Source organism: Frankia alni ACN14a (assembly GCF_000058485.1).
Classification (GTDB): Bacteria; Actinomycetota; Actinomycetes; order Frankiales; family Frankiaceae; genus Frankia; species Frankia alni.
This window is the reverse complement of sequence record NC_008278.1, coordinates 2,061,968-2,084,205: the sequence shown is the minus strand read 5'-3', so window position 1 is coordinate 2,084,205 and position 22,238 is coordinate 2,061,968. Positions and strand designations below refer to the sequence as shown.

Below are 22,238 nucleotides of genomic sequence, written 5' to 3'. Positions count from 1 at the left end.
CCACCGCCCGCCCGACCCGTCCCTCCAGGTGAGGCTCCCTGCTTGTCCGGAGGCTTCCGCGCCCGATTCATCCCTCTGGACAAGCAGGGGAGGCCGGGCGGCGGCTACAGGGCGTAGGGGTCGGAGCGCGAGCGTAGGCGGACGTTCTGAAGCAGTCCGACGGCGATCATGTTGGCGAACATCGACGAGCCGCCGTAGGACAGAAACGGCAGCGGCAAGCCGGTGACCGGCATGATCCCCAGGCACATGCCGACGTTGACGAACGACTGGAAGGTGAACCAACAGACCACGCCGGTCGCGATCAGCGCGCCGAAGGAGTCCTGGGAGGCGAAACCGATCGACAGCGCCCGCCACAGCACCACGCCGAGCAGCACGATGATCCCGCCCGCGCCGAGATAGCCCAGCTCCTCGCCGGCCACACTGAACACGAAGTCGGTCTGCTGCTCGGGGACGAACTGCCCCTGGGTCTGCTGGCCGTGCAGCAGGCCGCGGCCGGTCACGCCGCCGTTGGCAATCGCGATCATGGCCTGGGCGACGTTGTAGCCGGTGCCGGAGGAGGCCTTGTTCTCGGAGACGAACGAGGTGAGCCGGGCCTCCTGGTACGGCTGGAGCAGATGGAACTGCAGGATCGCGCTGCCGAACAGCACCCCGCAGAGGATCAGCCCCAGCACCCACCGCCGCGGCGCCCCGCTGACCGCCAGCATGCCGAGGGTGGTGAAGACCAGCACCATGACCGTGCCGAAGTCCGGCTGAAGCATGATCAGCGCAATCGGGACCACGGTCAGTCCGAGCACGAGCAGGACGTCGCCGTGGCCGGGGGCGCTGCGCCGGATCCCGGTCTGGCGGTCCTCGTGCTGCTCCCCCAGGAGCATCGCCGCGCCGACGACCAGCGCCACCTTGGCGAACTCCGACGGCTGCAGCTGGAAGCCGGCCGGCAGCACGATCCACGAGTGCGCGCCATTGATCGTCGATCCGAACAGCAGCACCGCCACGAGCCCGACGAGCGAGCCGAGGTAGACGAACGGCGCGTACGCGCGCAGCACCCGGTAGTCGACGACGGTCGCGATGGCACCGAGCACCAGCCCGATGGCGAGGTTCAGCAGATGGCGCTTGAGGAACGTCTGCGGATCAGCGCCGGCCTCGCCGAGGCGCTGGCGGGTCGCCGACCACACCAGCAACGCGCCCACGACGGACAGGCCGATGACGCAGAGCTGCAACGTCCAGTCGAGCCGCCGCAGCGGCGAGTGGCGCCCGGAGGCGCGGTCCCGCAGCTGCCCGATCCGCCCTCGGACGGGTACCGGGGACGAACGCAGCGCGGTCGGTCCCGCCTCCTGGTTCACCACGCCTCCTCCCACACGTCGCCTTCATCGCCCGGCCGGCACGGGGCCGGCCGGACATCACCGGACCGGGGACGTCGTGCTCCTGAACATCGGCCCGGCCGTCCGTGCGCGCCCGGGACCACGCCGACACCGGGTGGTCCGGCGGGGCGGGTCACGGGCGCGGGGTGCCCGCGGGCGGGGCCCGGCTCGGCGCCGACGACAGGACGCCGACGGCGGCGGGCGGCCCCGCGATCCCGGCCGGCCGGTGCCAGCCGGCCGGGCCGGTCCCACCGGTCGCCACTGCGGGGCCGGTGCGGGCGGCGTCGACGGCCGTCGACAGCGCGGGCAGCACCGCAAGCGGACCACCGACCGGCGCTCCGGCGACCGGCCCCCGTCCCGGCGCCGACACCGGCTGCGCCACGACGGTCCCGACCGGCGGCGCCGCCTGCGACGCCGCCTGCGACGCCGGCACGGATCCCGCCGGGGACGGGATGATCGACGGGAACGCCGCCGCGGCGGACGTCGCCGCGATCGTCCCGTCCCGGTTGATCTTCGGCAGGGCGCCCGGGGGCTGGCCGCCCGGCATCGCCGCCGCCTGCCCGACGCCGTAGATGGCCTGGTAGATCCGTTTGGCGACCGGGGCGGCGTACTCGGCGCCGGTGCCGGAATCCGGGATCGTCACCACGACGGCGAAGCGTGGGTCGTTCGCCGGGGCGAAGGAGGCGAACCAGGAGGTGTCGCCCTTGCCCTCGACCTCGGCGGTGCCCGTCTTGGCGGCGATCGGGACGATGGTGCTCGGCCAGTCCGCGAAGACGCCGGTCGCCGTGCCGCCGCCCTCGGTGGTGACGCCGGCCAGGCCGCCGCGGATGTAGGCGAGGATCTCCGGGGAGACCGGCAGCGTCCCGGCCCTGCGCGGCGGGAAGGTCTGCACCACCCGGCCGTCCGGGGCGACCGCAGCCTTGGCCAGTGTGGGCTTCCACAGGGTGCCGCCGTTGGCGATCGCGGCGTAGGCCGTGGCGAGCTGCAGCGGGCTCAGCGACAGGTACTGCCCCTGGCCGATCGCGAACTGGGTGGCCGCGCCGGCGTTGTAGAGGTAGCCGTCCACGCACGCCTCGGCCGCGTACTTGCGGAACCGCTCCGCCTTGACCGGGTCGTGCTCCTCCGGGTAGCCGTTCTTCGCCCGCCGGCAGTAGGAGTCCTTCAGCTCCTCCCAGATCGCCTTCGCGCCGGCGCGGTCGACCACGGACCCCTTGGCCTCCCCGGGCAGGTCCAGGCCGGTGGCCTTGCCGAAGCCCATGGCCTGGGCCATCCGGACGAAGTACTCCTTCGGCGGCGCGTAGGGCCCACGGCCATTGCGCAGGCCGCCGTCGGCGAGCCACGAATCGTAGGCGAACTGGTCGAAGATGACGTCACAGGAGATGACGAGCGCCTGGTGCAGGGTGATCGGCCCGGCCGACTCGCCGTCGAAGTTGTGGAAGACCTGGTCGCCGATCTGCAGCGCCGGGGCACAGTCGAAGCGCTGGTCGCCCCTGGCGCCCAGGTTCTGCATCGCGACGGCGGTGGAGACGGCCTTGAACGTCGAGCCGGCCGCCCCCGAGCCCTGGTAGGCCCGCGAGAGCAGGGGGATGCCGTTGGCCGGGTCCGACAGGGCCCGGTAGTCCTGCTCGGAAACGCCGCCGACGAACACCGACGGGTTGTACGACGGCAGGCTGGCCATCGCGACGACGCCGCCGGTGCGCACGTCGAGCACGACCGCCGAGGCGGTCCGGTTGCCGCCGCCGAGCTGGTTGATGGTGTCCTGCAGTGCCTGCTCGGTCGCCTGCTGGACGCCGAGGTCGAGGTTGAGCACGAGGTGGTCGCCGCTGATCGGCGCCGTGGTCGACGCGGTGCCGGCCACCCGGCCGAAGCGGTCCACCTCCAGGCGCTCCACCCCGTCGGTGCCGCGCAGCTCGTCGTCGTAGGTGCTCTCCAGACCGGCGACGCCGATCAGGCTGTTGAGGTGGTAGCCCTTCTCGTCGCCCTGCTTGTCGAGCTGGTCCTGGGTGACCGGGGCGAGGTACCCCAGCTCGTGCGCGGCCAGCGAGCCGTGCGGGTACTCGCGCACGGCCTGCAGATCCGCCGACACGCCGGGGAAGCGGTCAGGATGCTCGATGACGGCGAGCGCCTGCTGGGGGCTGACGTCCTTGGCGACCGGAACCGGTTGGTAGGGCGAGCCGTTCCAGCACGGCGGCTTCACCTGGGCGGTGCAGAACCTGATCCGCCTGGTCAGCTCGTCGGCCGGGGTGTTGATCACCCCGGCGAGCCGGGCGAGGACCGCCTTGCCGTGGTCGGCCTGCCGGTCCGTCGCGGACCGGTTCACCGAGATGACCAGCGAGGTGCGGTTGCGGACCAGGGGCTGGCCACGGTCGTCGAGGATCATCCCGCGGGTCGCGGGGGTCACCACCTCGCGCACCCGGTTCGTCTCGGCGACCTGGCGGTAGTGGTCCCCGTCGAGAACCTGCAGCACCCACAGCCGCGCACCCAGGGTCGCCAGCAGCGACAGGACCAGCACCCGCAGCAGCAGGACGCGGATGCGCATCCGATCGTTCATCGGCCGCCCCGCCGGGAGCGGCCGGACAACCGCCGGGAGCCCGCGGCCAGCAACGGGAACAGGAACGGGGTCAGCAGCACCGCGTAGACGCCGGCGGCCAGCGCGCGGACGACCGCCTCGCCGCCGGTCAGCGCCGCCTCACCAAAGATCGAGGTCGTCGCCGCGTAGCCCAGGGTGCCCGCCACGCAGGCTCCGGCGATCACCGCGAGGGGCACCGCCACCGACCGCTCCGCCGCATCCATCACCAGGCCGACAGCGTAACCGACCAGACACATAACGAGAGCAGACTGGCCGAGAACGTGACTTGACGCCAGATCGGCCAACACCCCGACCACAAACCCGCTGACCGCTCCGACCAGCGGACCCTCCAGCAGCGAGATCGCGGCCAGCAGGATGAGCACGAGGTCCAGCCGGCCGCCGGGCAGGCCCAACCGGGCGACGATCGAGACCTGCACGACGAGCGCGACCGACAGCAGCGCGACTGCGGCGACGAAGGTGCGGGCGCGCAGGGTGTCCGCGGAGCCGGCGATGTCCCACATGCCCAGTCAGCCCGCCCCGCCCTGGCCGGGCTGGATCGTCCCGGAGGTGGTCGAGCCGGGCCCGGTCGTGCCGGAGGTCGTCGTGCCGGAGGTCGTCGTGCCGGGACTGGCCGGGCCGGACGCGGGCGGCTGCGCGGCCGGCGGGGTCGGCACCGGCTGCGGCGCCAGCAGACGGTCACCCGGGTCCGTCGCCGGCCGGCCGACGACCACGCCGACGAGGTCGAGCGTCCCGACCGACACGTACGGCCTGACCTCCGCCGTCCGGGACAGGCCGCCGACGTCGGTGACCTTGGTGACGACGCCGATGGGCACGCCGGCGACGTAGTCCATGCTGCCGAAGGTCACCAGCCGGTCGCCCTTCTGCACCCGATAGGAGGCGTCGTACAGGGTGAAGGTCAGCGTGCTCGGCCCCTGGCCGCCGGCCACGGCGCCGAGCAGCTGAGTGCGTTCCAGGCGGGCGCCGACCCGGCTGCCCGGGTCGCAGGCGAGGCGGACCACGGCGGTGTGGGCCGTGGCCGAGGAGACGGTGCCGACGAGCCCGTCGGCGTTGAGGACGGTCTTGTCGACGTCGACGCCGTCGTCCCGGCCGGCGTTGATGGTGACGGTCCAGTCCGTGCCCGTCACGTCGCCGACCGCGATGACCTTGGCCGGCACGATCGAGTACCGGCCCTTGTCCGCGATCAGCCGCAGGTCGCCGAGCTGCTTGGACATCCGGCCGATCTCGGCGTTGTCGGCGAGCTGGCGGCGCAGCCCGGCGTTCTCCTGGGCCAGCCGGTCGGCACGGTCGTGGTAACGGTTCGGATGGCCCAGCGACGAGGCGGTCCGGCCGATCGGCCGGGTCACCGCGGTCACGCCGTCCTCGACGCCGCCGAGGACGGAGTGCACGACCCCGCGGGCTCCGCTGGCGGAGCGGCCGGTCTTGTAGTCGAGGGTGATCAGGGTGAAGGCGGCGATGAGCAAGGCGACGATCACCAGGCGGGATCGCCTCGTGTCACGCCCCACAGCAGCCTCCGAACAAGCTCTCAGGCCCCGCGCCGCCGCACGGCAGGCGCCGGGCGGCACGGGGCACCTGCCCGCTCACCGCGGGGCGGGCACGGCACCGGCCGGGTGGCGACGGGCCGGCGGCGCCGGCCGGAGCCGGCCGCCGCGCGCGGTCCGTCGCTGAGGTCGGACGATCCACATCGCCGCGACGTTCCCGGATCTGACACGAAACTCCCCACCGGTGGGGACGTCCTGGACAGCGCCCGCAGGGACGCGCCGGGGGGTGCGACCGCGGCCCGTTACCGCCGCGGCTCCGAGATCAGTACCTGCTGGAGCGCCTCGAACTCCTCGACGCACTTGCCCGAGCCCATGGCCACCGAGTGCAGCGGGTTCTCGGCGATGTGAATGGGCATGCCGGTCTCGTGCCGCAACCGCTCGTCGAGCCCGCGCAGCAGGGCACCGCCGCCGGTCAGGACGATGCCGCGGTCCATGATGTCGCCGGACAGCTCCGGCGGGCAGCGGTCCAGCGTCACCTTCACCGCGTCGATCACGGCGTTGACCGGCTCCTCGATCGCCTTGCGGATCTCCTCCGCGGTCACCACGATCGTCTTGGGCAGGCCGGTGACGAGGTCGCGCCCGCGGATCTCGGCGCTGGGCTCGTCGGGCACCTTGTGCGCCGAGCCGATCGCCATCTTGATCTCCTCGGCGGTGCGCTCGCCGAGCATCAACGAGTACTCCTTCTTCACATAGGAGATGATCGCGACGTCCAGCTCGTCGCCGGCGGTGCGGATCGACTGGCTGGTGACGATGCCCCCCAGCGAGATCACGGCGACCTCGGTCGTCCCGCCGCCGATGTCGACGACCATGTTGCCGGTCGGCTCGTGCACCGGCAGGCCCGCGCCGATGGCGGCGGCCATCGGCTCCTCGATGATGTACACCTTGCGGGCGCCGGCCTGGTAGCCGGCGTCCTTTACGGCCCGCTGCTCCACCCCGGTGATCCCCGACGGCACGCAGACGACCAGCCGCGGCTTGGCGAAATGGCGCCGCCGGTGCACCTTCTGGATGAAGTACCGCAGCATCCGCTCGGTGGTCTCGAAGTCGGCGATGACGCCGTCCTTCAGGGGGCGCACGGCCACGACGTTCCCCGGGGTTCGGCCGATCATCCGCTTGGCGTCCGTACCGACCGCGAGGATGCCGGAGGTCGTGGTGTTGATGGCGACCACGCTCGGCTCGTTGAGCACGATCCCGCGGCCGCGCACGTACACCAGGGTGTTGGCGGTACCGAGATCGACGGCCATGTCACGACCGAGGAACGACAGCGAACTGGACATCGTCGGGTACCGACCTTCCCGGGGGGATGCGGTCCTGGCCGCCTCCGGCGCGGCCGACGGCACGGCCAGCCAGGGAGCCGGAGAAGCGCGTGGAACACGTACAGGGTTCGTAGATCGGGCAGGACGACCCGGAGCGCCCCACGCGGAAACGACCGCGGCAACCAACCGTCACAGCCGGTCACTGCGACCCACCGGACACGCTCCGGGCAAGTACTTGAAGGGTAGACCGCCGGGCAGCCCCCCGCCGCCCCGGCCGGTCACGGGACGGCTCGTGTCACCCTTGGGTCAGACCGACCCAACGACCATCAACGGGTGACAGCCCCCCTACGCAACGCGTCTCAACGAGGCCCCGACGGACGGACGAAGACGCGATGCAGGCACGAAACAGCCGGCTGCGATCAGCAGAGTGCGTCCACAGCTGCGCGGACGAGGACTCCCGGGGGCCACGCGGCGCCGGGGAACTCACCCGAATCCGGTGAGCGCACGGCGTCGTCCGGTCCGCCCGGGACCACGCCGCGACCACTCACCCATCCGTGCCAGCGGGGATGGGTGCCCGTCCGTCCGCACCCGCCGAACGGACGAGGACGGACGAGGACGGACGAGGACGGACGAGCCGGCGCAGGTCAGCTCAGGCCGGGGAAGAACAGGTCGATCTCGCGCTTGGCGGACTCCGGCGAGTCGGAGCCGTGCACGAGGTTCTGGCCGATTTCCAGCGCGTAGTCGCCGCGCAGCGAGCCGGGGGCGGCCTTCACCGGGTCGGTGGCGCCGATCAGCCCACGCGACGCCTCGACGGCCCGCGGACCCTCGGCGACCAGCGCGACCAGCGGGCCGGAGACGATGAAGTCGACCAGCTCGCCGAAGAAGGGCTTGCTGGCGTGTTCGCCGTAGTGCGTCTCGGCGACGGAGCGCTCCAGCGTACGCAGCTCCAGGGCCACCAGGGTGAGCCCCTTGCGCTCCAGCCGGCCGACCACCTCACCGACGAGGCCACGGCTGACGCCATCGGGCTTGACCAGGATGAGGGTGCGCTCGGCGGACACGGTACTCCTTCTCGATCATCGACTTCGTCGTCCTCGACGGGCCCGCGGGCCCGGTGTCAACTTACAGGGTGCCCGCGCCATCACCATGGCCGAACCGGGCCACCTCAGGACCGCAGCAACGCCCGCGCCCGACCCACAACGGGGGCCGAACCCGTCACCAGCACCCCGGCTCCGCCGAGGTCGGCGTCCTCCTCGGCGAGCCGCACCGCGTCGTCGACCGCGTCGTCGAGCCGGGGGGCGACCTCGACCCGGTCGGCGCCGAACACACCCGTCGCCACGGCCGCGAGATCGTCGACGCCCAGCGCCGCCGCCGTCGCCCCGCTCGTGACGACCACGTGGGCGAGGACCGGCTCGAGCGCGGCCAGGATCCGGGCGGCGAGCGCCTCGTCGCCGTCGACGGCGACCACGCCGACGAGCACGTCGAAGCCGAACGCCTCCTCGACCGCGCCCGCGAGGGCCGCCGCGCCGAGCGGGTCCTGGGCGACGTCGAGCACGATCGTCGGTGAGCGGCGCACGACCTCCAGCCGGCCCCGGACGTCGACCTGGGCGAGCCCCGCCCGGACGGCGTCGAGGTCGAGCGCGCTGCGGCCGCCGCCCAGGAACGCCTCGACCGCGGCGAGGGCGACCGCCGCGTCATGCGCCTGATGGGCGCCGTGCAGAGGCAGGAAGAGCTCGTCGTACGTGCCGCCGAGCCCCTTCAGCGTGATCACCTGCCCGCCGACGGCGATGCGGCGGCCGAGCACGCCGAACTCCATGCCCTCCCGGGCCACCGTCGCCCCGCTGCCGGCCGCCCGCCGCAGCAGCGCCTGCGCGGCCGGCAGGGCCTGCTGGGCGAGCACGACGAGGGTGTCCGCCCGGATGGCCGAGCCGACCCGCGCGGCGATCCGGGCGAGCTCCGCCTCGGCGGCGTCGGTGTCCCCGGCGAGCACGGCGGCGTCGACGGCGTCGGCCGCGCTGCCGAAGGCGTCGACGGCGTCGAGCGGGTTCACCCCGGCGACGCCGTCCGGGCCGGTGACCGCCACCGGGGTGATCGCGGCCACGGGCGCGTCGAGCAGGTCGGCCAGGTCGCCGAGCACCACCGAACCGTCCCAGCCCGACTCGACGACGGCCACGTCGACCGGGGCGTCCGCGAACGCGGCGAAGGCCACGGCGGCGAGCAGCTCGACGGCGCTCAGCGGGCCGTCATCCTCGATCAGCGGCAGGTACGGCGCGATGTCGTCGAAGGCCGCCCCGAGCACGTCGGGCGAGATCGCCGCGCCGGCCAGGCCCACCTGCTGGGCGCTGCCGAGCCAGCCGGGCGAGCGCAGGCAGCCCGCGCGGATGCCGAAGGCGTCGAGCAGCGCGCTGATGGCGGCCACGGTGGAGCTCTTTCCCACGGACCCCGCGACCACGATGCTGGGGAAGGCCCGCTGCGGCTGACCGAGCAGGTCCAGCAGGCGGCGCAGCCGCGCCAGCCCCGGCGGGACCGCGACGGCGGCACGCTGCGCGTACGCGGCCGCGAACGGGGCGGGACCCGCCCAGGCGTCACCGCCGGATGCCGATCCCGACGTCGATCTGGATGTCGATCCCGATGTCGATCCGGATGTCGAGGTGGTGCCGGCGTTCGCCGCGGCGCCTGTCACGGCCCCGATCCTACGAGTCCGGACGACCGGCGGTCCCCGGGCACCGCGGCGGCCCGCCGACCTGCCCGTCGACCGCCGCCGGCAGCACGGCCGACTCGTCCGGGTTGCGCGGGTCGCTACTGTCGAGCTCGGGTGAAGGAGGCGGGAACAGCAGGTGACGTGGACCTATGAGGCGGCATGCGCCGCGCTGGCCAGCTCGGTGGACCTGGAGAAGCAGGCGATCACGGCCGAGCCGCCGGTGCCGAGCCTGGACCGGATGCGGGAGCTGGCCCGCCGGCTCGGCGACCCGCAGAACCGGGCCGCGATGATCCATCTGACCGGCACGAACGGCAAGACGTCGACGGCGCGGATCACCTCGGCCCTGCTCGGCGCCGCGGGCCTGCGGGTCGGCCAGTACACCAGCCCGCACCTGGAGCGGACGAACGAGCGGCTGGTCGTCGACGGCCGGCCGATCGACGACGCCGAGTTCGCCCGCTGCGTCGGCGCGGCGGTGGACGCGGCCGCGCCGATGGCGGACCGGCCGACCTTCTTCGAACTGCTGACGGCCGCGGCGTTTTACTGGTTCGCCGACCGGGCCGTCGACGCCGCGGTGGTCGAGGTCGGGCTGCTCGGCCGGTGGGACGCCACGAACATCGCCGATGGCCGCGTCGCGGTCGTCACCGGCATCGGCGCGGACCATCTCGACTACGCGGGAAGCCTGGCCGGGGTGGCCCGGGAGAAGGCCGGCATCGTCAAGCCCGGCGCGGACCTCGTGCTCGGCGAGGTCGACGCCCGCTTCGACGACGTCTTCACGCGGACGCCGGCGGCCCGGGTCCTGCGCCTGGGCCGGGACTTCGCCATGTCCGGCGGCCGTCCCGACCCCGCGGGGCGCCGCGGCGATCTGCGCACCCCCGCCGGCCGTCACGACGACGTCCTGCTGTCCCTGCACGGCGCCTACCAGGAGGCCAACGCCGCGTGCGCGCTGGCGGCGGTGGAGGCGTTCCTCGGCCGGCCGCTGCCCGCCGAGGCGGTCCGGGCCGGGCTCGGCTCGGTGCGGGCGCCCGGCCGGCTGGAGATCGTCGGGACGGCTCCGCTGCGCGTGCTCGACGGCGCCCACAACCCGGCGGCGGCGGCGGCGCTGGCCCGCTCGCTCGCCGAGGAGTTCCCGGGGCGGCGTTGGACGCTCGTCTACGGCGCGCTGCGCGGCCACGACTTCGCCGCCACCCTGGCGGAGCTTCGCGGCCAGCCGATCGACTCGCTGGTGGCGTGCGAACCGGCGTCCCCTCGGGCGATCCCGGCCGAGCAGGTCGTCGAGGCGGCGCGTCGGTGGGCGATCCCCGCGCAGAGCGCCCCGGGGGTCGCGGCCGCGGTACGGCTCGCCCGGCGACGGGCGGGGACGACCGGCGCGATCCTGGTGACCGGGTCGTTCTACCACCTCACCGAGGCGCGACGGGCGCTGGCGGAGTAGCCGGGGAGCTGATTCGGAGCCGGGACGGGGCGGGGCGGAGCGGGCAGTGGGATCCCGTCCCGCCCCGGCCCGGCTGCGGCCTCAGGCCGACTTCTCCTGGCGGGGCGCCCGCTTCGAGGCGACGTCCCGCGGCACGAGCGTGGGGTTGACGTGCTCCAGGACGACCTCGCGGGTGACGACGACCCGGGCGACGTCCTTGCGGCTCGGGATGTCGTACATCACCGACAGCAGCACCTCCTCCATGATCGCCCGCAGGCCGCGGGCGCCGGTGCCGCGCAGGATCGCCTGGTCGGCGATGGCCTCCAGCGCGTCGGAGGTGAAGTCGAGATCGACGCTGTCCAGCTCGAACAGCCGCTTGTACTGCCGGACCAGGGCGTTCTTCGGCTCGGTGAGGATCCGGATCAGCGCCTCGCGGTCCAGGTTGGACACGCTGGTGATGACCGGCAGCCGGCCGATGAACTCCGGGATCATGCCGTACTTGAGCAGGTCCTCGGGCATGATGTCGCCGAACACGTCGGAGGCGTCCGGGTCGTCCTTGCCGTGCAGCACGGCACGGAAGCCCAGCGACTTCTTGCCGATCCGCGACTCGATGATCCGGTCCAGCCCGGCGAAGGCCCCGCCCACGATGAACAGGACGTTCGTCGTGTCGATCTGGATGAACTCCTGGTGCGGGTGCTTGCGCCCACCCTGCGGCGGCACGCTCGCGGTGGTGCCCTCCAGGATCTTCAGCAGGGCCTGCTGGACGCCCTCGCCGGACACGTCCCGGGTGATGCTGGGATTCTCCGACTTGCGGGCGATCTTGTCGACCTCGTCGATATAGATAATCCCGGTTTCGGCCTTTTTGACGTCGTAGTCGGCGGCCTGGATCAGCTTGAGCAGAATGTTCTCGACGTCCTCGCCGACGTAGCCCGCCTCGGTCAGCGCGGTCGCGTCGGCGATGGCGAACGGGACGTTGAGCATCCGCGCCAGCGTCTGGGCCAGCAGCGTCTTGCCACAGCCGGTCGGGCCGAGCAGCAGGATGTTGCTCTTGGCGAGCTCGACCTCGGCCTTGGCGCCCTCGGCACCACCGCCCCCGCCCGAGCCACCGGCCTGCACCCGCTTGTAGTGGTTGTAGACCGCGACGGAGAGGGTCTTCTTCGCCGTCTCCTGCCCCACCACGTAGCTGTCGAGGAACTCGTAGATCTCGCGAGGCTTGGGGAGCTCGTCCCACTTGAGCTCGGAGGACTCGGAGAGCTCCTCCTCGATGATCTCGTTACACAGATCGATGCACTCGTCACAGATGTAGACGCCAGGGCCGGCGATGAGCTTTTTCACCTGCTTCTGCGACTTACCGCAGAACGAGCACTTGAGCAGGTCACCGCCATCACCGATGCGTGCCACCGAGGACTCAGTCCCTTCGTCCAGACGATGGTGTCGCCTGCGTGTCAGGGGCGGTTGACACCGCCCGGTCGTCGCGTGTCTGCCTGCAACCATCCCCGTGGGGACGGTACCCCGCCGAGCGGCCCGGTGAGTGCCCTATCGCTCGGCTCATACCGGTCAGCCTACGGTCACCATGGCCGTCCTCGCGCGTCCGCGCAGTCCCATAAGGCCAACGCGTCACGGACATCGAGCGGCCGACCACTTTCGACCCGTCGGCGCGTCGCGCAGGCCGGCCCCCGACCGCCCCGCGCCGCGCCGGCGACCTCGCGCGGCATCGTGCCGCGCGAGGCGTCGGCCGCGGGGCGCGCGAGGCACCCGACCGGCGCCCCGACCTGCGCCGGGAGTCCGGTGAGTGCCCGTCGTCCGGCCTGTCGTCCGGCACCGCGTCCGGGACCCGCCGCTAGCGCGTGGTCGCGAGCCGGGAGGACTTGCGGGTCTTGATGACCTCGTCGATCAGGCCGTACTCCTTGGCCTCGTCGGCGCTGAAGATCTTGTCCCGCTCGATGTCCTTGCGGATGTCCTCTTCCTTCCTGCCGGTGTGGGTGGCAAGCATCCGCTCCAGCAGCGACCGCATCCGCAGGATCTCGCGGGCCTGGATCTCGATGTCGCTGGACTGGCCCTCCCCCTGCGCCGACGGCTGGTGGATCAGGATCCGGCTGTTCTCCAGCGCGAACCGCTTGCCCGGCGTCCCCGCCGCCAGCAGCACCGCCGCCGCCGACGCCGCCTGCCCCATGCAGATCGTCGAGATGTCCGGCCGCACGAACTGCATCGTGTCGTAGATCGCCGTCAACGACGTGAACGACCCACCCGGCGAGTTGATGTAGATCGAGATGTCCCGGTCCGGATCCTCCGACTCCAGGAACAGCAACTGCGCCATCACGTCGTTCGCCGACACATCGTCGATCTGCACGCCGAGGAAGACGATCCGCTCCTTGAGTAGCTTCGAGTACGGGTCCATGCCGTACTCGCCGCGGGAGGTCTTCTCGATGATGTTCGGCAGGACGTAGCGGCCCTGCGGCTGGCCGGCGGCCTGACGGGCCTGGTCGGACCTCATCTGCTGGTAGAGCGTCTCGTGGAACATGATGGCTGCCTCCGGGGACGGATGACGGGTTCGGTCCGGTGAGCGGGGTGCCCGCTCAGCTCACCGGCCCCTCGCTGGGAACCTGGCGGGCCTGCTGGACCACGTGGTCGACGAACCCGTAGTCCTTGGCCTCCTCGGCGGTGAACCACCGGTCCCGGTCGGAGTCGCGCTCGATCTGCTCGATCGGCTGCCCGGTGTGGAACGCGATGCGCTCCTGCATCATCCGCTTGGTGTAGAGCATCTGCTCCGCCTGGATGGCGATGTCGGAGGCGGTGCCCCCGATCCCTCCCGACGGCTGGTGCATCATGATCCGCGCGTGCGGCAACGAGTAGCGCTTGCCCGGCGCCCCGGCGCAGAGCAGGAACTGGCCCATCGACGCGGCGAGGCCGAGCGACACGGTCGCGACATCGTTCTCGACGAACTGCATGGTGTCGTAGATCGCCATGCCGGCGCTCACGGACCCACCCGGCGAGTTGATGTAGAGGAAGATGTCCCGGGTCGGATCCTCCGCGTTGAGCAGCAGGAGCTGCGCGCAGATCGCGTTGGCGATCGAGTCCTCGACCACCGATCCGAGGAAGACGATCCGGTTGGCCAGCAGGCGGTTGAACACCTGGTCGTCGAAGGCGGGTCCACCCTGGCCGGGCGAACGGAGCTCCGGACCCGGAACTGGTAGGCGCGGAACTGCGAGGTTACTCACGGTCAGCTCCTCGGCTTCCTCACATGGGGCGGCTGATTGACCGGCTCGACACTATCTGTGACACGCGCAAGTTCATGCCCTTCAGGCTCGATGTTCGCGCTGGGCGTGAGGACCGGCCAGTCCGGACGCCCGCGCGACCCCGCCCGCCGGGCACCGGCGAGGGTCCGCCGGGGGCCCGACGGCAACGCCAGACGGCCCCCGGACAGAGTCCGGAGGCCGCCTGAAGAGCCGAGATCGCCGCGGCGCGAGCCGCCCCGCGGCCTGCCACGAGGGTCAGATGTCGCGGTCTCCGCTGTCGACCGCCGCGGTCGCGGCCGGTGCCTCGGCCGGCTCCGCTGCCGCGTCGTCGCCAGCGTGGTCGTGACCGGCGTGGTCGGCGTGGTCGTGGCCCTCGTGATCGTGGCCGGCGTGGTCGTCGTCCTCGTCGGCGTCCGGCGCCGGGCGGGCCGGGAGCGCGAGCTCCACCGGGTTGCCCTCCCCGTCGACGACCTTGGCGTTCTCGAGCAACAGGAACAGCGCCTTGGTCCGCAGGACGTCGGCCATCAGCGCCTGCAGCCCCTCGCCCTGGGCGAGCTGCTGGGCGTAGACGTCGGGCTGCAGGCCGGAGCGCTGGGCGCGGTAGATCACCTGCTCCATGAGCTCGCCCTGGTCGATGCCGATCGACTCGGCGTCGATGACCGCGTCGAGGATGAACTGGGAGCGAATCGCCTTGCCCGCGGTCTCGCGGACCTCGGCGTCGAACTCCTCGGCGGTCTGGCCGAGCGTCTCCAGGTAGGTCGCGCGGTCGGTGCCGATGTTCTCCAGCTCGTGGGACAGCCGGTGCTCCCGGGCCTCGATCTCACCTGCGAGCAGGGAGTCCGGAACGGGCACATCCACCCGCTCCAGCAGGCTCTCCAGCAGCTTCTCCCGGGCCTGCCCGACCTGCTCGGTGCGCCGCGACTGCTCCAGCCGACTGCGTACGTCCCCGCGCAGGTCGTCGAGCGTGTCGAACTCGCTGGCGGTGGTGGCGAAGTCGTCGTCGAGGGCGGGAAGCTCCTTCTCCTTGACCCCGCGGACCGTCGCGGTCACCTCGGCCTGCTGGCCCGCCTGGTCGCCCGCCAGCAGCTCCGTGGTGAACGTGCGGGACTCGCCGTCGGCGGCACCGACGATCGCCTCGTCCAGACCCTCGATGAGGTTGCCGCTGCCGACCTCGTAGGACAGCCCCGTCGCCTCGGCGCCCTCGATCGGCTTGCCGTCGGCCTGCGCGGACAGGTCGAGCGAGACGAAGTCGCCCGTCTGCACCGCCCGCTCGACCGGCTGAAGCTGGGCGAACCGGTCGCGTAGCGCGCCGAGCTGCTCCTCGACCTGCTCGTCGGTGACCTCGACGGCGTCCACCGTGACCGACAGGTCGGCGAACTCCGGCAGCGCCACTTCGGGACGGACGTCCACCTCGGCGGTGAACACGAGCTGGCCGCCGTCGGCGAACTCGGTGATGTCCACCTCGGGCCGCGACAGCACGTCGACCTCCTCGGCCTGCACGGCCTCGGAGTAGAGCTGCGGCAGCGCCTCCTGGACGGCCTCGTCCAGGATCACGCCGCGACCGAGCCGCTGGTCGAGGATCCGCGGTGGAACCTTGCCCGGCCGGAAGCCGGAGACGCGGACCTGGCGGGCCAGCTTGCGGTAGGTGGCGTCGAGCGAGGGCTTGAGCTCGTCGAAGGGCACCTCGACGGTGAGCTTGACCCGGGTCGGGCTGAGGGTCTCCTTGGTGGCCTTCACGGCGCGGCGGTCTCCTGGTACGACGTTGGACGGGGTGACACGCCGAGGCTATCGGTCGGGGCGGGGAGACTCGAACTCCCGATCTCCTGCACCCAAAGCAGGCGCGCTAGCCACTACGCTACGCCCCGAGGCGTTGCACGCTTATCCTACGGGGTAAGCTCGCCTCGATCACCTCGCGGGTGTAGCTCAATGGCAGAGCCCCAGCCTTCCAAGCTGGCCATGCCGGTTCGATCCCGGTCACCCGCTCTTCAGCTCTCCCTGCCCCGGCGGGGTTCGGCACCGCGCCGGGCCGCTGTGCCGCGGCGAACGGCACAGGCCGAGATCCCCCTCAATCCACCCACACGCGGGTGTCCGAGGTCGGATCCCCACCCGTGAGTCCCCCGCGCCGGTTCGACGACGATCACCCCCGCGCACCCGGCCGGAGTCGGCGTCGAGGCCGGCTCGGCCCGCGCCCACCGACATGCCGGGCTGGCATGTCGGTTCGCTCGTCGCCGGCATGTCGCGTGGCCGGGGACGATGTCGGCGGTCATCGTCCGCCGACGGATCAACCCCGGGTCGCGCCGAGGTCCGCCGGATGGCCGGGCGTATTTTCGGGAGCTTCTCCCCCGACACCGGCCCGTGACCACCACCGGACCGCCAGAAGGAGTGCACATGGTGATGACGCGCCGCGGCTGGCTACCGGTGGTGGTCGGGATCGGGATCGGGCTGAACACCATCCGCCTGCACGCCCGCCTACACGCCCTCGAGGTGATCGAGACAGGCGAGACCGGAGCGGGCGAGACCGGAGCGGGCGAGCAGGCCGCGCCCCAGGCGCCCGGCACCGGGCGGAGCTCCCCTTATGTCCTGCTCTCCGTCCCCGGACTGACGCTCACCCCGGGCCAGCGCCGCGCCGCCGAGGCGCACGCCCACCGACACGGGCTGGAGGTGCTCGACCTGGTCCCGGCGGAACTGGCCGCGCACCGGATCCTCGACCTGGCAAGGATGGTGGAGCCGGCGACCTACCGGACGGCCCGTCTCGCCCGTGGTCGCGGGGCGTTCCAGGCGGTCCTCGTCGACCGCGGGGTGCTTGCGCGCACCGGGCTCCCGGCCGCGGCCGACCCCCGCCTCGTCGAGCGCTCGGAACTCACCGACCTCGCCGACGCCGAACTGGTCGCGGTGATCCAGGTCTGCAAGCGGCACGCCGCCGCCAGCACCGACCTCGCGGTCCTGCCCGGGCTGGCCGGGCGGACGCCGGACGACGGTGCCACCCGACTGCCCGTCCAGCGGGCCGCCTACGCCTGGGAACCCGCCCGGCTCTTCCTGCCCGCGTTGCGTGACGGCGCGATCCTGCTCGGCGCGGCGAGCAATCCGCCGGCTGCTCTCGCCGCGCTGGGGATGTCCTGGCTGCAACCGGTGATCGTCGGTGGGGGCCGGGTGCGGGTGTCCTCGGGAACCCTGCGCCGCAGCGCCCTCGCCCGTCGCCGGATCGCCGCCGCGCAGGTGCGGGGATCGGTCGGCAGCCTGCGGGAACAGCTCAACGCTCCCCCGGCCGCCCCGGACTCCGCGGCCACCCTCGGCTCCGCGGCCACCGTCGACTGCGCGGCCACTCTGGTAGGCCGCCCGGCCGGGCGGCCGGACCCGGCCGAGCTTGCCCGCCGGCGCGCCGCCTACCGGGCGGATCTCGCCGACGGTCTCGACCGTTTCTTCGAGCGGCCGCGCAGCACGTGCCCATGGTGCGGCGGCGGCGAGCTCAGCACGCGCCTGCTCGGCCGCGATGTGGCGCAGGGCAAACCCGGCGAGTTCCGGTACGACCGGTGCGCGGGTTGTGGCCATGTCTTCCAGAATCCGCGCCTGTCGCTCGACGGGCTGGAGTTCTACTACCGGGACTTCTACGACGGGCTCGGCGCGACGGCGCTGGAGGAGGTGTTCGGATTCAGCCCGGAGCCCTACCTCGACCGCGCCCGCCAGGCCATCCCGACTCCCCGGAACTGGTTGGACGTAGGGGGCGGCCACGGGCATTTCTGCAATGTGGCGAGAACCGTCTGGCCCGGCACCCGGTTCGACGCCCTGGACATCGGCGCCGGCATCGAGGAGGCCGCCCGGCGGCGTTGGGTGGACCACGCCTACCGCGGTTTCTTCCCCGAGCTCGCCGCCGAGGTCAAGGGGCGCTACGACATCATCAGCATGTTCCACTACCTGGAGCACACGAGGGATCCGCGGGCCGAACTGGACGCGGCCGCCGCCGTGCTGGAACCGGGCGGTCATCTGCTCATCGAGGTGCCGAATCCCGACAGTCCGGCGGCCCGGCTGTACGGCGCGCTGTGGCCGGGCTGGCTGATCCCGCAGCACCAGCACCTGATGCCCGCCGCCAACGTGGCTGCGGCACTGCAGGAACGTGGTTTCGCCGTGCAGGAGACCCGCTTCGGCGAGGTGCACCAGAAGGGTGACCCGGTGATGGCCCTGTACGGCCTGTTGCAACGGCTCGCGCCGTCGCCGTCGGCCGCCTGGCGCACCACCGCAGTTCCCCGCCGGGCACGGGCCGTGCGGGCCCTGACCGCGGCGGCGCTGGTGCCGGCCTTCGCGGGCGGCCTGGTCCTGGACGAGGTGAGCCGGCCCTACCTGACGTCGGGCTCGCGCGCGAACGCCTACCGGATCCTCGCCCGCCGGCTCTAGGGGACCGGTCGATGGTGTCGGCCGTCGGGACGGACGACCGACACCATCTCCTGCGGGCCCGGCCACGCGGCCAGGCCGCCCGGCGGGTGATTGCCGGTCTCGCTGAACGGATTCGCGACCAGCATGTCACCGCAACGCGATCAGCTCACCCGTCTATCGGTCGGCGCACTGTCGAGTGGAGCGGACCGACGCGGCGGTTGGCCTCACCAGTCCCAGTCGTCGTCCTTCCACCGGTCGTTGCGCTTGTCGTCCTTGAACCAGTCGTCCTTACGCCAGTCATCGTGACGCCAGTTGTCCTTGCGCTTGTCATCCTTGAACCAGTCATCCTTACGCCAGTCGTCCTTGCGCCAGTCGTCGTGACGCTTGTCGTCCTTACGCCAGTCGTCGTGACGCCAGTCGTCCTTACGCTTGTCGTCCTTACGCCAGTCGTCGTGACGCCAGTCGTCCTTGCGCTTGTCGTCCTTGAACCAGTCGTCCTTGAACCAGTCATCCTTGCGCTTGTCGTCCTTGCGCCAGTCGTTCTTGCGCCAGTCGTCCTTACGCCAGTCGTCCTTACGCCAGTCGTCCTTGCGCCAGTCGTCGCCGCCCCAGCTCTGGGCCTGCTTGACCGTGTCTCCCTCGCCGGACGCCCAGGCACTCGAGGCGGCTGGTCCCAGCGCGACGAAAATAGTGGCCATGCTCGACAGCGCGACCACTGCCGCCCGGGTCCTCATCGATCTCCGCACAGTTCTCCCCCACGGTTTCGGAAAAGCAACCAACCAAGGCCGCGGGAAGCGTATCCAGCTCGCCGGGAAGCGCAAACTCGGCGGCGCGCCATCGGTCTTTTTCAGCTTTCCGTCCTCATTTTCACGCGCACCGACAGATGACCGGAGAATGAGCGGAAATGCGTGTCGACCACGTGGCCCCGCGACGACCGGCTGGCACCCGCGCGCAGTGCGCGGCGGGGGCGGCAGTCGTCCGGCGTATTCGGCCGCCCCGTCCCGACCCACCCCGGTCCGGCCCGATCCGGCCTCGTCCGGCCCGGTCCGCCGGACATGATCGGCGACTCCGTCGAAGCCCTCTCGGCCGGCGCGAGTGCAGGCACCCGGATGGCTACGTAAAGTAATCGCACGATGGCCGAGGGGGTTTGGATGCGCAGCACCGACACGAGCCGTCCGCCGACGCCGGGCCTCGGCAGGTCGCTTCGGCGCCGCACGGTCCGGCGCCTGGCCGGCCTCCTCTTCCCTGCCGACAGGTCGCCCTCGACCCGCATCCCGCCCCCAGTCGACAGGCCGCTCCCGACCCGCGTCGCGCTCCCGACCCGCATCCCGCCCCGGGGCGGCAGCCCATCCGTGGCGGCGGCGCTGCTGGCGGCGGCGCTGCTGGCCGCGGGCTGCCTGCTCGGCGCCTGTTCCGGACCGGCCGCCCCGGCGCGACCCGCCGCCCCGGCGTCGCAGGCCCGGGCGACGCCTCCCCCGGCCGGCACCGAACCGGCCGGCACCGAACCGGCCGGCCTCGCGGCGGGGCGGCACCTCGTCGCCCAGGCCGTCGTCCCCGAGATCACCTGGTTCGCGTCCCCGGACACCGGCGCGCCGCAGGGGCGGCTCGCCAACCCCAACCGGGAGGGCGTGCCGCTGGTGTTCGCGGTGGAGCAACGCCGGGCCCACTGGTTGCTGGTCCAGTTGCCCGTGCGACCCAACGGGTCGCGGGGATGGCTACGGGCCGAGGACACCCGGGTCACCGAGACCCCGTACGACCTACAGGTCGACCGCTCCGCGCATCGGCTCACCGTGCTGCGGGAGGGCGCGGTCATCGCTCGCCTGCCGGTGGGTATCGGAGCGGGCGGTACCCCCACGCCGTCCGGCCGGTTCTACCTCACCGAACTGCTGCGACCCGCCGATCCGAACGGGCCGTGGGGCCCTTACGCCTTCGGCCTGTCGGGCTTCTCGGACGTGATTACCCGCTTCAACGGCGCCGACGGGATCATCGGGCTGCACGGCACGAACCGCCCCGACCTGGTCGGTACCGACGCCAGCCACGGCTGCATCCGGCTACGCAACGCCGACATCGAAAAACTTGCGGGAATCCTCCCCGTCGGCACGCCGGTCTCCATCAGGGGGTGAGTGCGGGTCATTCCTGGCGGATGCGGGGCGACGTCCCTAGGCTACTTTCATGACGGGTTACCATCTGGCCCAGGTCAACATCGCCCGGGTACTCGCCCCGCTCGACTCCCCCGCGCCGGATGACATCCTGGCCGGCCTCGCGCCGGTGAGCGACCTCGGCGACGGGCAGCCCGGCTTCGTCTGGCGGCTGCAGCCCGCGCAGGGCACCGCGGCCGTGCACACGTTCCGGCTCGACGCCGAGGCCGACCTCACCGTCATCGTGAACCTGACGGTCTGGGAGTCGGCGGACGCCCTCGCCGACTTCGTCTTCCGCCACGATCAGGGCGCGTTCCTGCGGCGCCGGCGGGAGTGGTTCCATCCGACCGCCCGGGCCACCAACGCCCTGTGGTGGGTGCCCGCCGGGCACCGTCCCGGCACGCCGGAGGCCGAGGAACGGGTTCGGCATCTGCGCACGCACGGGCCGACCGCGACCGCGTTCACCTTCCGGCTGACGTTCCCCCCGCCGGATCGGCGGATCTCCCTGGTGCCGGGCAGCGGTCCGGAGCCGGCCGCCGAGCCCGCGAGTTCCACCGACGTCGAGCTGCCGAGAAGCCTGGCCGCCGGCGGCTGAGTGCCGCCCGCGGCGGGTCAGCGGATCGCCGAGTCCACCGGATCGATCCCACCGGCGTCGATCCAGCTGGCGAGGATCGACCCGAACACCGACGGGTCCTCGCCGCGATTCCAGAACGCCGTCGCCGCCTGGACGGCCGCCGCCCCCGCCCGCAGGTACTCGGCGACGTCCCGTCCCTCGCCGACCCCACCGACCCCGACGATGTCGACGGTGTCCGGCAGCAGCCGGCGTAGCTGGCGCACCTGGCCGAGACCGACCGGCTTGAGCGCGGGTCCGCTCATCCCGGCGAGTTCCACGTCGACGACGGGACGGTGGTCGGCGTCGACGACCAGGGCGTTGGGGAAGGTGTTCACCGCGGTGACGAAGCGCGGACCACCGGGGCGCCCGGCGAGCTCGGCGAGCACCGCGGCGAGCTCGGCGAGCGCCGCCGGATCGGAGAAGGGCGAGATCTTGACGCCGTAGGGGACGCGGCCGGCCTGATCACCGCCGGCCCGCGCGAGCAGTGCGTCGCCGACCGCGGTGCAGATCGCCGCGGTCTGGCCGGGGTCGAAACAGGCGATGCGCTTCTGGGCGCCGCCGTCCCAGACGTTGGGGCAGGCCAGGTTGAGTTCGACGAGATCGACGCCGGCGTCGGCGACAACCTCGGCGATCTCCTGGTACTCCCCGACGTCGAACCCGGCGACGCTGACGATCAGCGGCTTGCCCGCCTCGTGCGCCCGCTCGACCATCCCGGGTAGGTGCTCGCCGTAGTAGGCCAGGCCGCGGTTGGGCAAACCGAGCGCGTTGATCGAGTAGACCCGCCCGGGCCAGTAGACATTGCCGGTGTTGCCGGTCCGCGGCTGGCGGGTGATCGAGCCGACGACGATCGCCGCGACCGCGGACCGGGCGAAGGAGTCGACCTCCTCCACCGACTTGCACGTGCCGGCCGCGTTCATGACCGGGTGTTCCAGGGCGACGCCCGCCAGAGCACTCATGCCCGCCAGCCTAGGGGCGCCTCCGCGACGCCCGCCGCTCTCAGGCCACACCGGTCGCGGGCCACACCGGTCAGGCCACAGC

17 protein-coding genes and 2 tRNA genes are annotated in these 22,238 nt (G+C 72.4%); 5 read left to right on the top strand and 14 right to left on the bottom strand.

Annotated features, from left to right (window positions below; genetic code table 11):
- Nucleotides 1-104 precede the first annotated feature (104 nt).
- From rodA to FRAAL_RS08285, 7 genes are all read right to left on the bottom strand, one after another.
- Entirely contained in the window at nt 105-1,340 is a 1,236-nt protein-coding gene (rodA, locus tag FRAAL_RS08315; RefSeq protein WP_041940304.1) for a rod shape-determining protein RodA, read from the bottom strand.
- Nucleotides 1,341-1,491: 151 nt separating this feature from the next.
- Nucleotides 1,492-3,909, bottom strand: a complete 2,418-nt coding sequence (mrdA, locus tag FRAAL_RS30275) for a penicillin-binding protein 2 (protein ID WP_011603093.1) — start codon at nt 3,907-3,909, stop codon at nt 1,492-1,494.
- Nucleotides 3,906-4,448, bottom strand: coding sequence for a rod shape-determining protein MreD (gene mreD / locus FRAAL_RS08305; RefSeq protein ID WP_011603092.1), 543 nt, complete (start codon nt 4,446-4,448; stop codon nt 3,906-3,908). The genes mrdA and mreD overlap by 4 nt, the downstream gene beginning before the upstream one ends.
- Before the next feature lie 6 nt (nt 4,449-4,454).
- The gene (mreC, locus tag FRAAL_RS08300) at nt 4,455-5,450 is read right to left on the bottom strand and encodes a rod shape-determining protein MreC (protein WP_050997048.1); all 996 of its coding nucleotides are present in this window, start codon (nt 5,448-5,450) and stop codon (nt 4,455-4,457) included.
- A 278-nt stretch (nt 5,451-5,728) separates the two neighbouring features.
- Nucleotides 5,729-6,760, bottom strand: coding sequence for a rod shape-determining protein (locus tag FRAAL_RS08295; protein WP_009739818.1), 1,032 nt, complete (start codon nt 6,758-6,760; stop codon nt 5,729-5,731).
- A gap of 623 nt (nt 6,761-7,383) precedes the next feature.
- A complete protein-coding gene (gene ndk, locus FRAAL_RS08290; protein ID WP_011603090.1) occupies nt 7,384-7,797 on the bottom strand; it encodes a nucleoside-diphosphate kinase in 414 nt (137 codons plus the stop codon).
- 104 nt (nt 7,798-7,901) lie between these two features.
- The gene (locus FRAAL_RS08285) at nt 7,902-9,419 is read right to left on the bottom strand and encodes a folylpolyglutamate synthase/dihydrofolate synthase family protein (RefSeq protein ID WP_011603089.1); all 1,518 of its coding nucleotides are present in this window, start codon (nt 9,417-9,419) and stop codon (nt 7,902-7,904) included.
- Nucleotides 9,420-9,573: 154 nt separating this feature from the next.
- Here FRAAL_RS08285 and FRAAL_RS08280 point away from each other — a divergent pair, with 154 nt between their 5' ends.
- Complete coding sequence (locus tag FRAAL_RS08280; protein ID WP_011603088.1) at nt 9,574-10,866, top strand: bifunctional folylpolyglutamate synthase/dihydrofolate synthase; 1,293 nt, start codon at nt 9,574-9,576, stop codon at nt 10,864-10,866.
- An 81-nt stretch (nt 10,867-10,947) separates the two neighbouring features.
- Here the strand turns inward: FRAAL_RS08280 and clpX are convergent, their stop codons facing one another.
- From clpX to FRAAL_RS08255, 5 genes are all read right to left on the bottom strand, one after another.
- The gene (gene clpX / locus FRAAL_RS08275) at nt 10,948-12,246 is read right to left on the bottom strand and encodes an ATP-dependent Clp protease ATP-binding subunit ClpX (protein ID WP_011603087.1); all 1,299 of its coding nucleotides are present in this window, start codon (nt 12,244-12,246) and stop codon (nt 10,948-10,950) included.
- A 439-nt stretch (nt 12,247-12,685) separates the two neighbouring features.
- Nucleotides 12,686-13,366, bottom strand: coding sequence for an ATP-dependent Clp protease proteolytic subunit (locus FRAAL_RS08270; protein ID WP_011603086.1), 681 nt, complete (start codon nt 13,364-13,366; stop codon nt 12,686-12,688).
- Between the two features lie 55 nt (nt 13,367-13,421).
- On the bottom strand, nt 13,422-14,063 hold the full coding sequence (locus FRAAL_RS08265) for an ATP-dependent Clp protease proteolytic subunit (protein ID WP_011603085.1): 642 nt from the start codon (nt 14,061-14,063) through the stop codon (nt 13,422-13,424).
- A 273-nt stretch (nt 14,064-14,336) separates the two neighbouring features.
- Complete coding sequence (tig, locus tag FRAAL_RS08260; protein WP_011603084.1) at nt 14,337-15,818, bottom strand: trigger factor; 1,482 nt, start codon at nt 15,816-15,818, stop codon at nt 14,337-14,339.
- Nucleotides 15,819-15,873: 55 nt separating this feature from the next.
- Nucleotides 15,874-15,946, bottom strand: a tRNA-Pro gene (locus tag FRAAL_RS08255).
- A 47-nt stretch (nt 15,947-15,993) separates the two neighbouring features.
- On the opposite strand from FRAAL_RS08255, the gene FRAAL_RS08250 reads away from it, so the two are divergent.
- Nucleotides 15,994-16,064: transfer RNA gene (locus FRAAL_RS08250), tRNA-Gly, on the top strand.
- A 405-nt stretch (nt 16,065-16,469) separates the two neighbouring features.
- On the top strand, nt 16,470-18,470 hold the full coding sequence (locus FRAAL_RS08245; protein ID WP_308204155.1) for a class I SAM-dependent methyltransferase: 2,001 nt from the start codon (nt 16,470-16,472) through the stop codon (nt 18,468-18,470).
- Between the two features lie 203 nt (nt 18,471-18,673).
- Here FRAAL_RS08245 and FRAAL_RS33500 read toward each other — a convergent pair whose 3' ends face one another.
- On the bottom strand, nt 18,674-19,165 hold the full coding sequence (locus FRAAL_RS33500; RefSeq protein WP_162137460.1) for a peptidylprolyl isomerase: 492 nt from the start codon (nt 19,163-19,165) through the stop codon (nt 18,674-18,676).
- A gap of 636 nt (nt 19,166-19,801) precedes the next feature.
- On the opposite strand from FRAAL_RS33500, the gene FRAAL_RS08230 reads away from it, so the two are divergent.
- Together FRAAL_RS08230 and FRAAL_RS08225 are read left to right on the top strand one after the other, a co-directional pair.
- On the top strand, nt 19,802-20,572 hold the full coding sequence (locus tag FRAAL_RS08230; RefSeq protein WP_231861575.1) for a L,D-transpeptidase: 771 nt from the start codon (nt 19,802-19,804) through the stop codon (nt 20,570-20,572).
- Between the two features lie 49 nt (nt 20,573-20,621).
- Nucleotides 20,622-21,182, top strand: a complete 561-nt coding sequence (locus tag FRAAL_RS08225; RefSeq protein ID WP_011603080.1) for a DUF3291 domain-containing protein — start codon at nt 20,622-20,624, stop codon at nt 21,180-21,182.
- A gap of 17 nt (nt 21,183-21,199) precedes the next feature.
- Here FRAAL_RS08225 and FRAAL_RS08220 read toward each other — a convergent pair whose 3' ends face one another.
- On the bottom strand, nt 21,200-22,156 hold the full coding sequence (locus FRAAL_RS08220; protein ID WP_011603079.1) for a beta/alpha barrel domain-containing protein: 957 nt from the start codon (nt 22,154-22,156) through the stop codon (nt 21,200-21,202).
- Nucleotides 22,157-22,238: the final 82 nt, after the last annotated feature.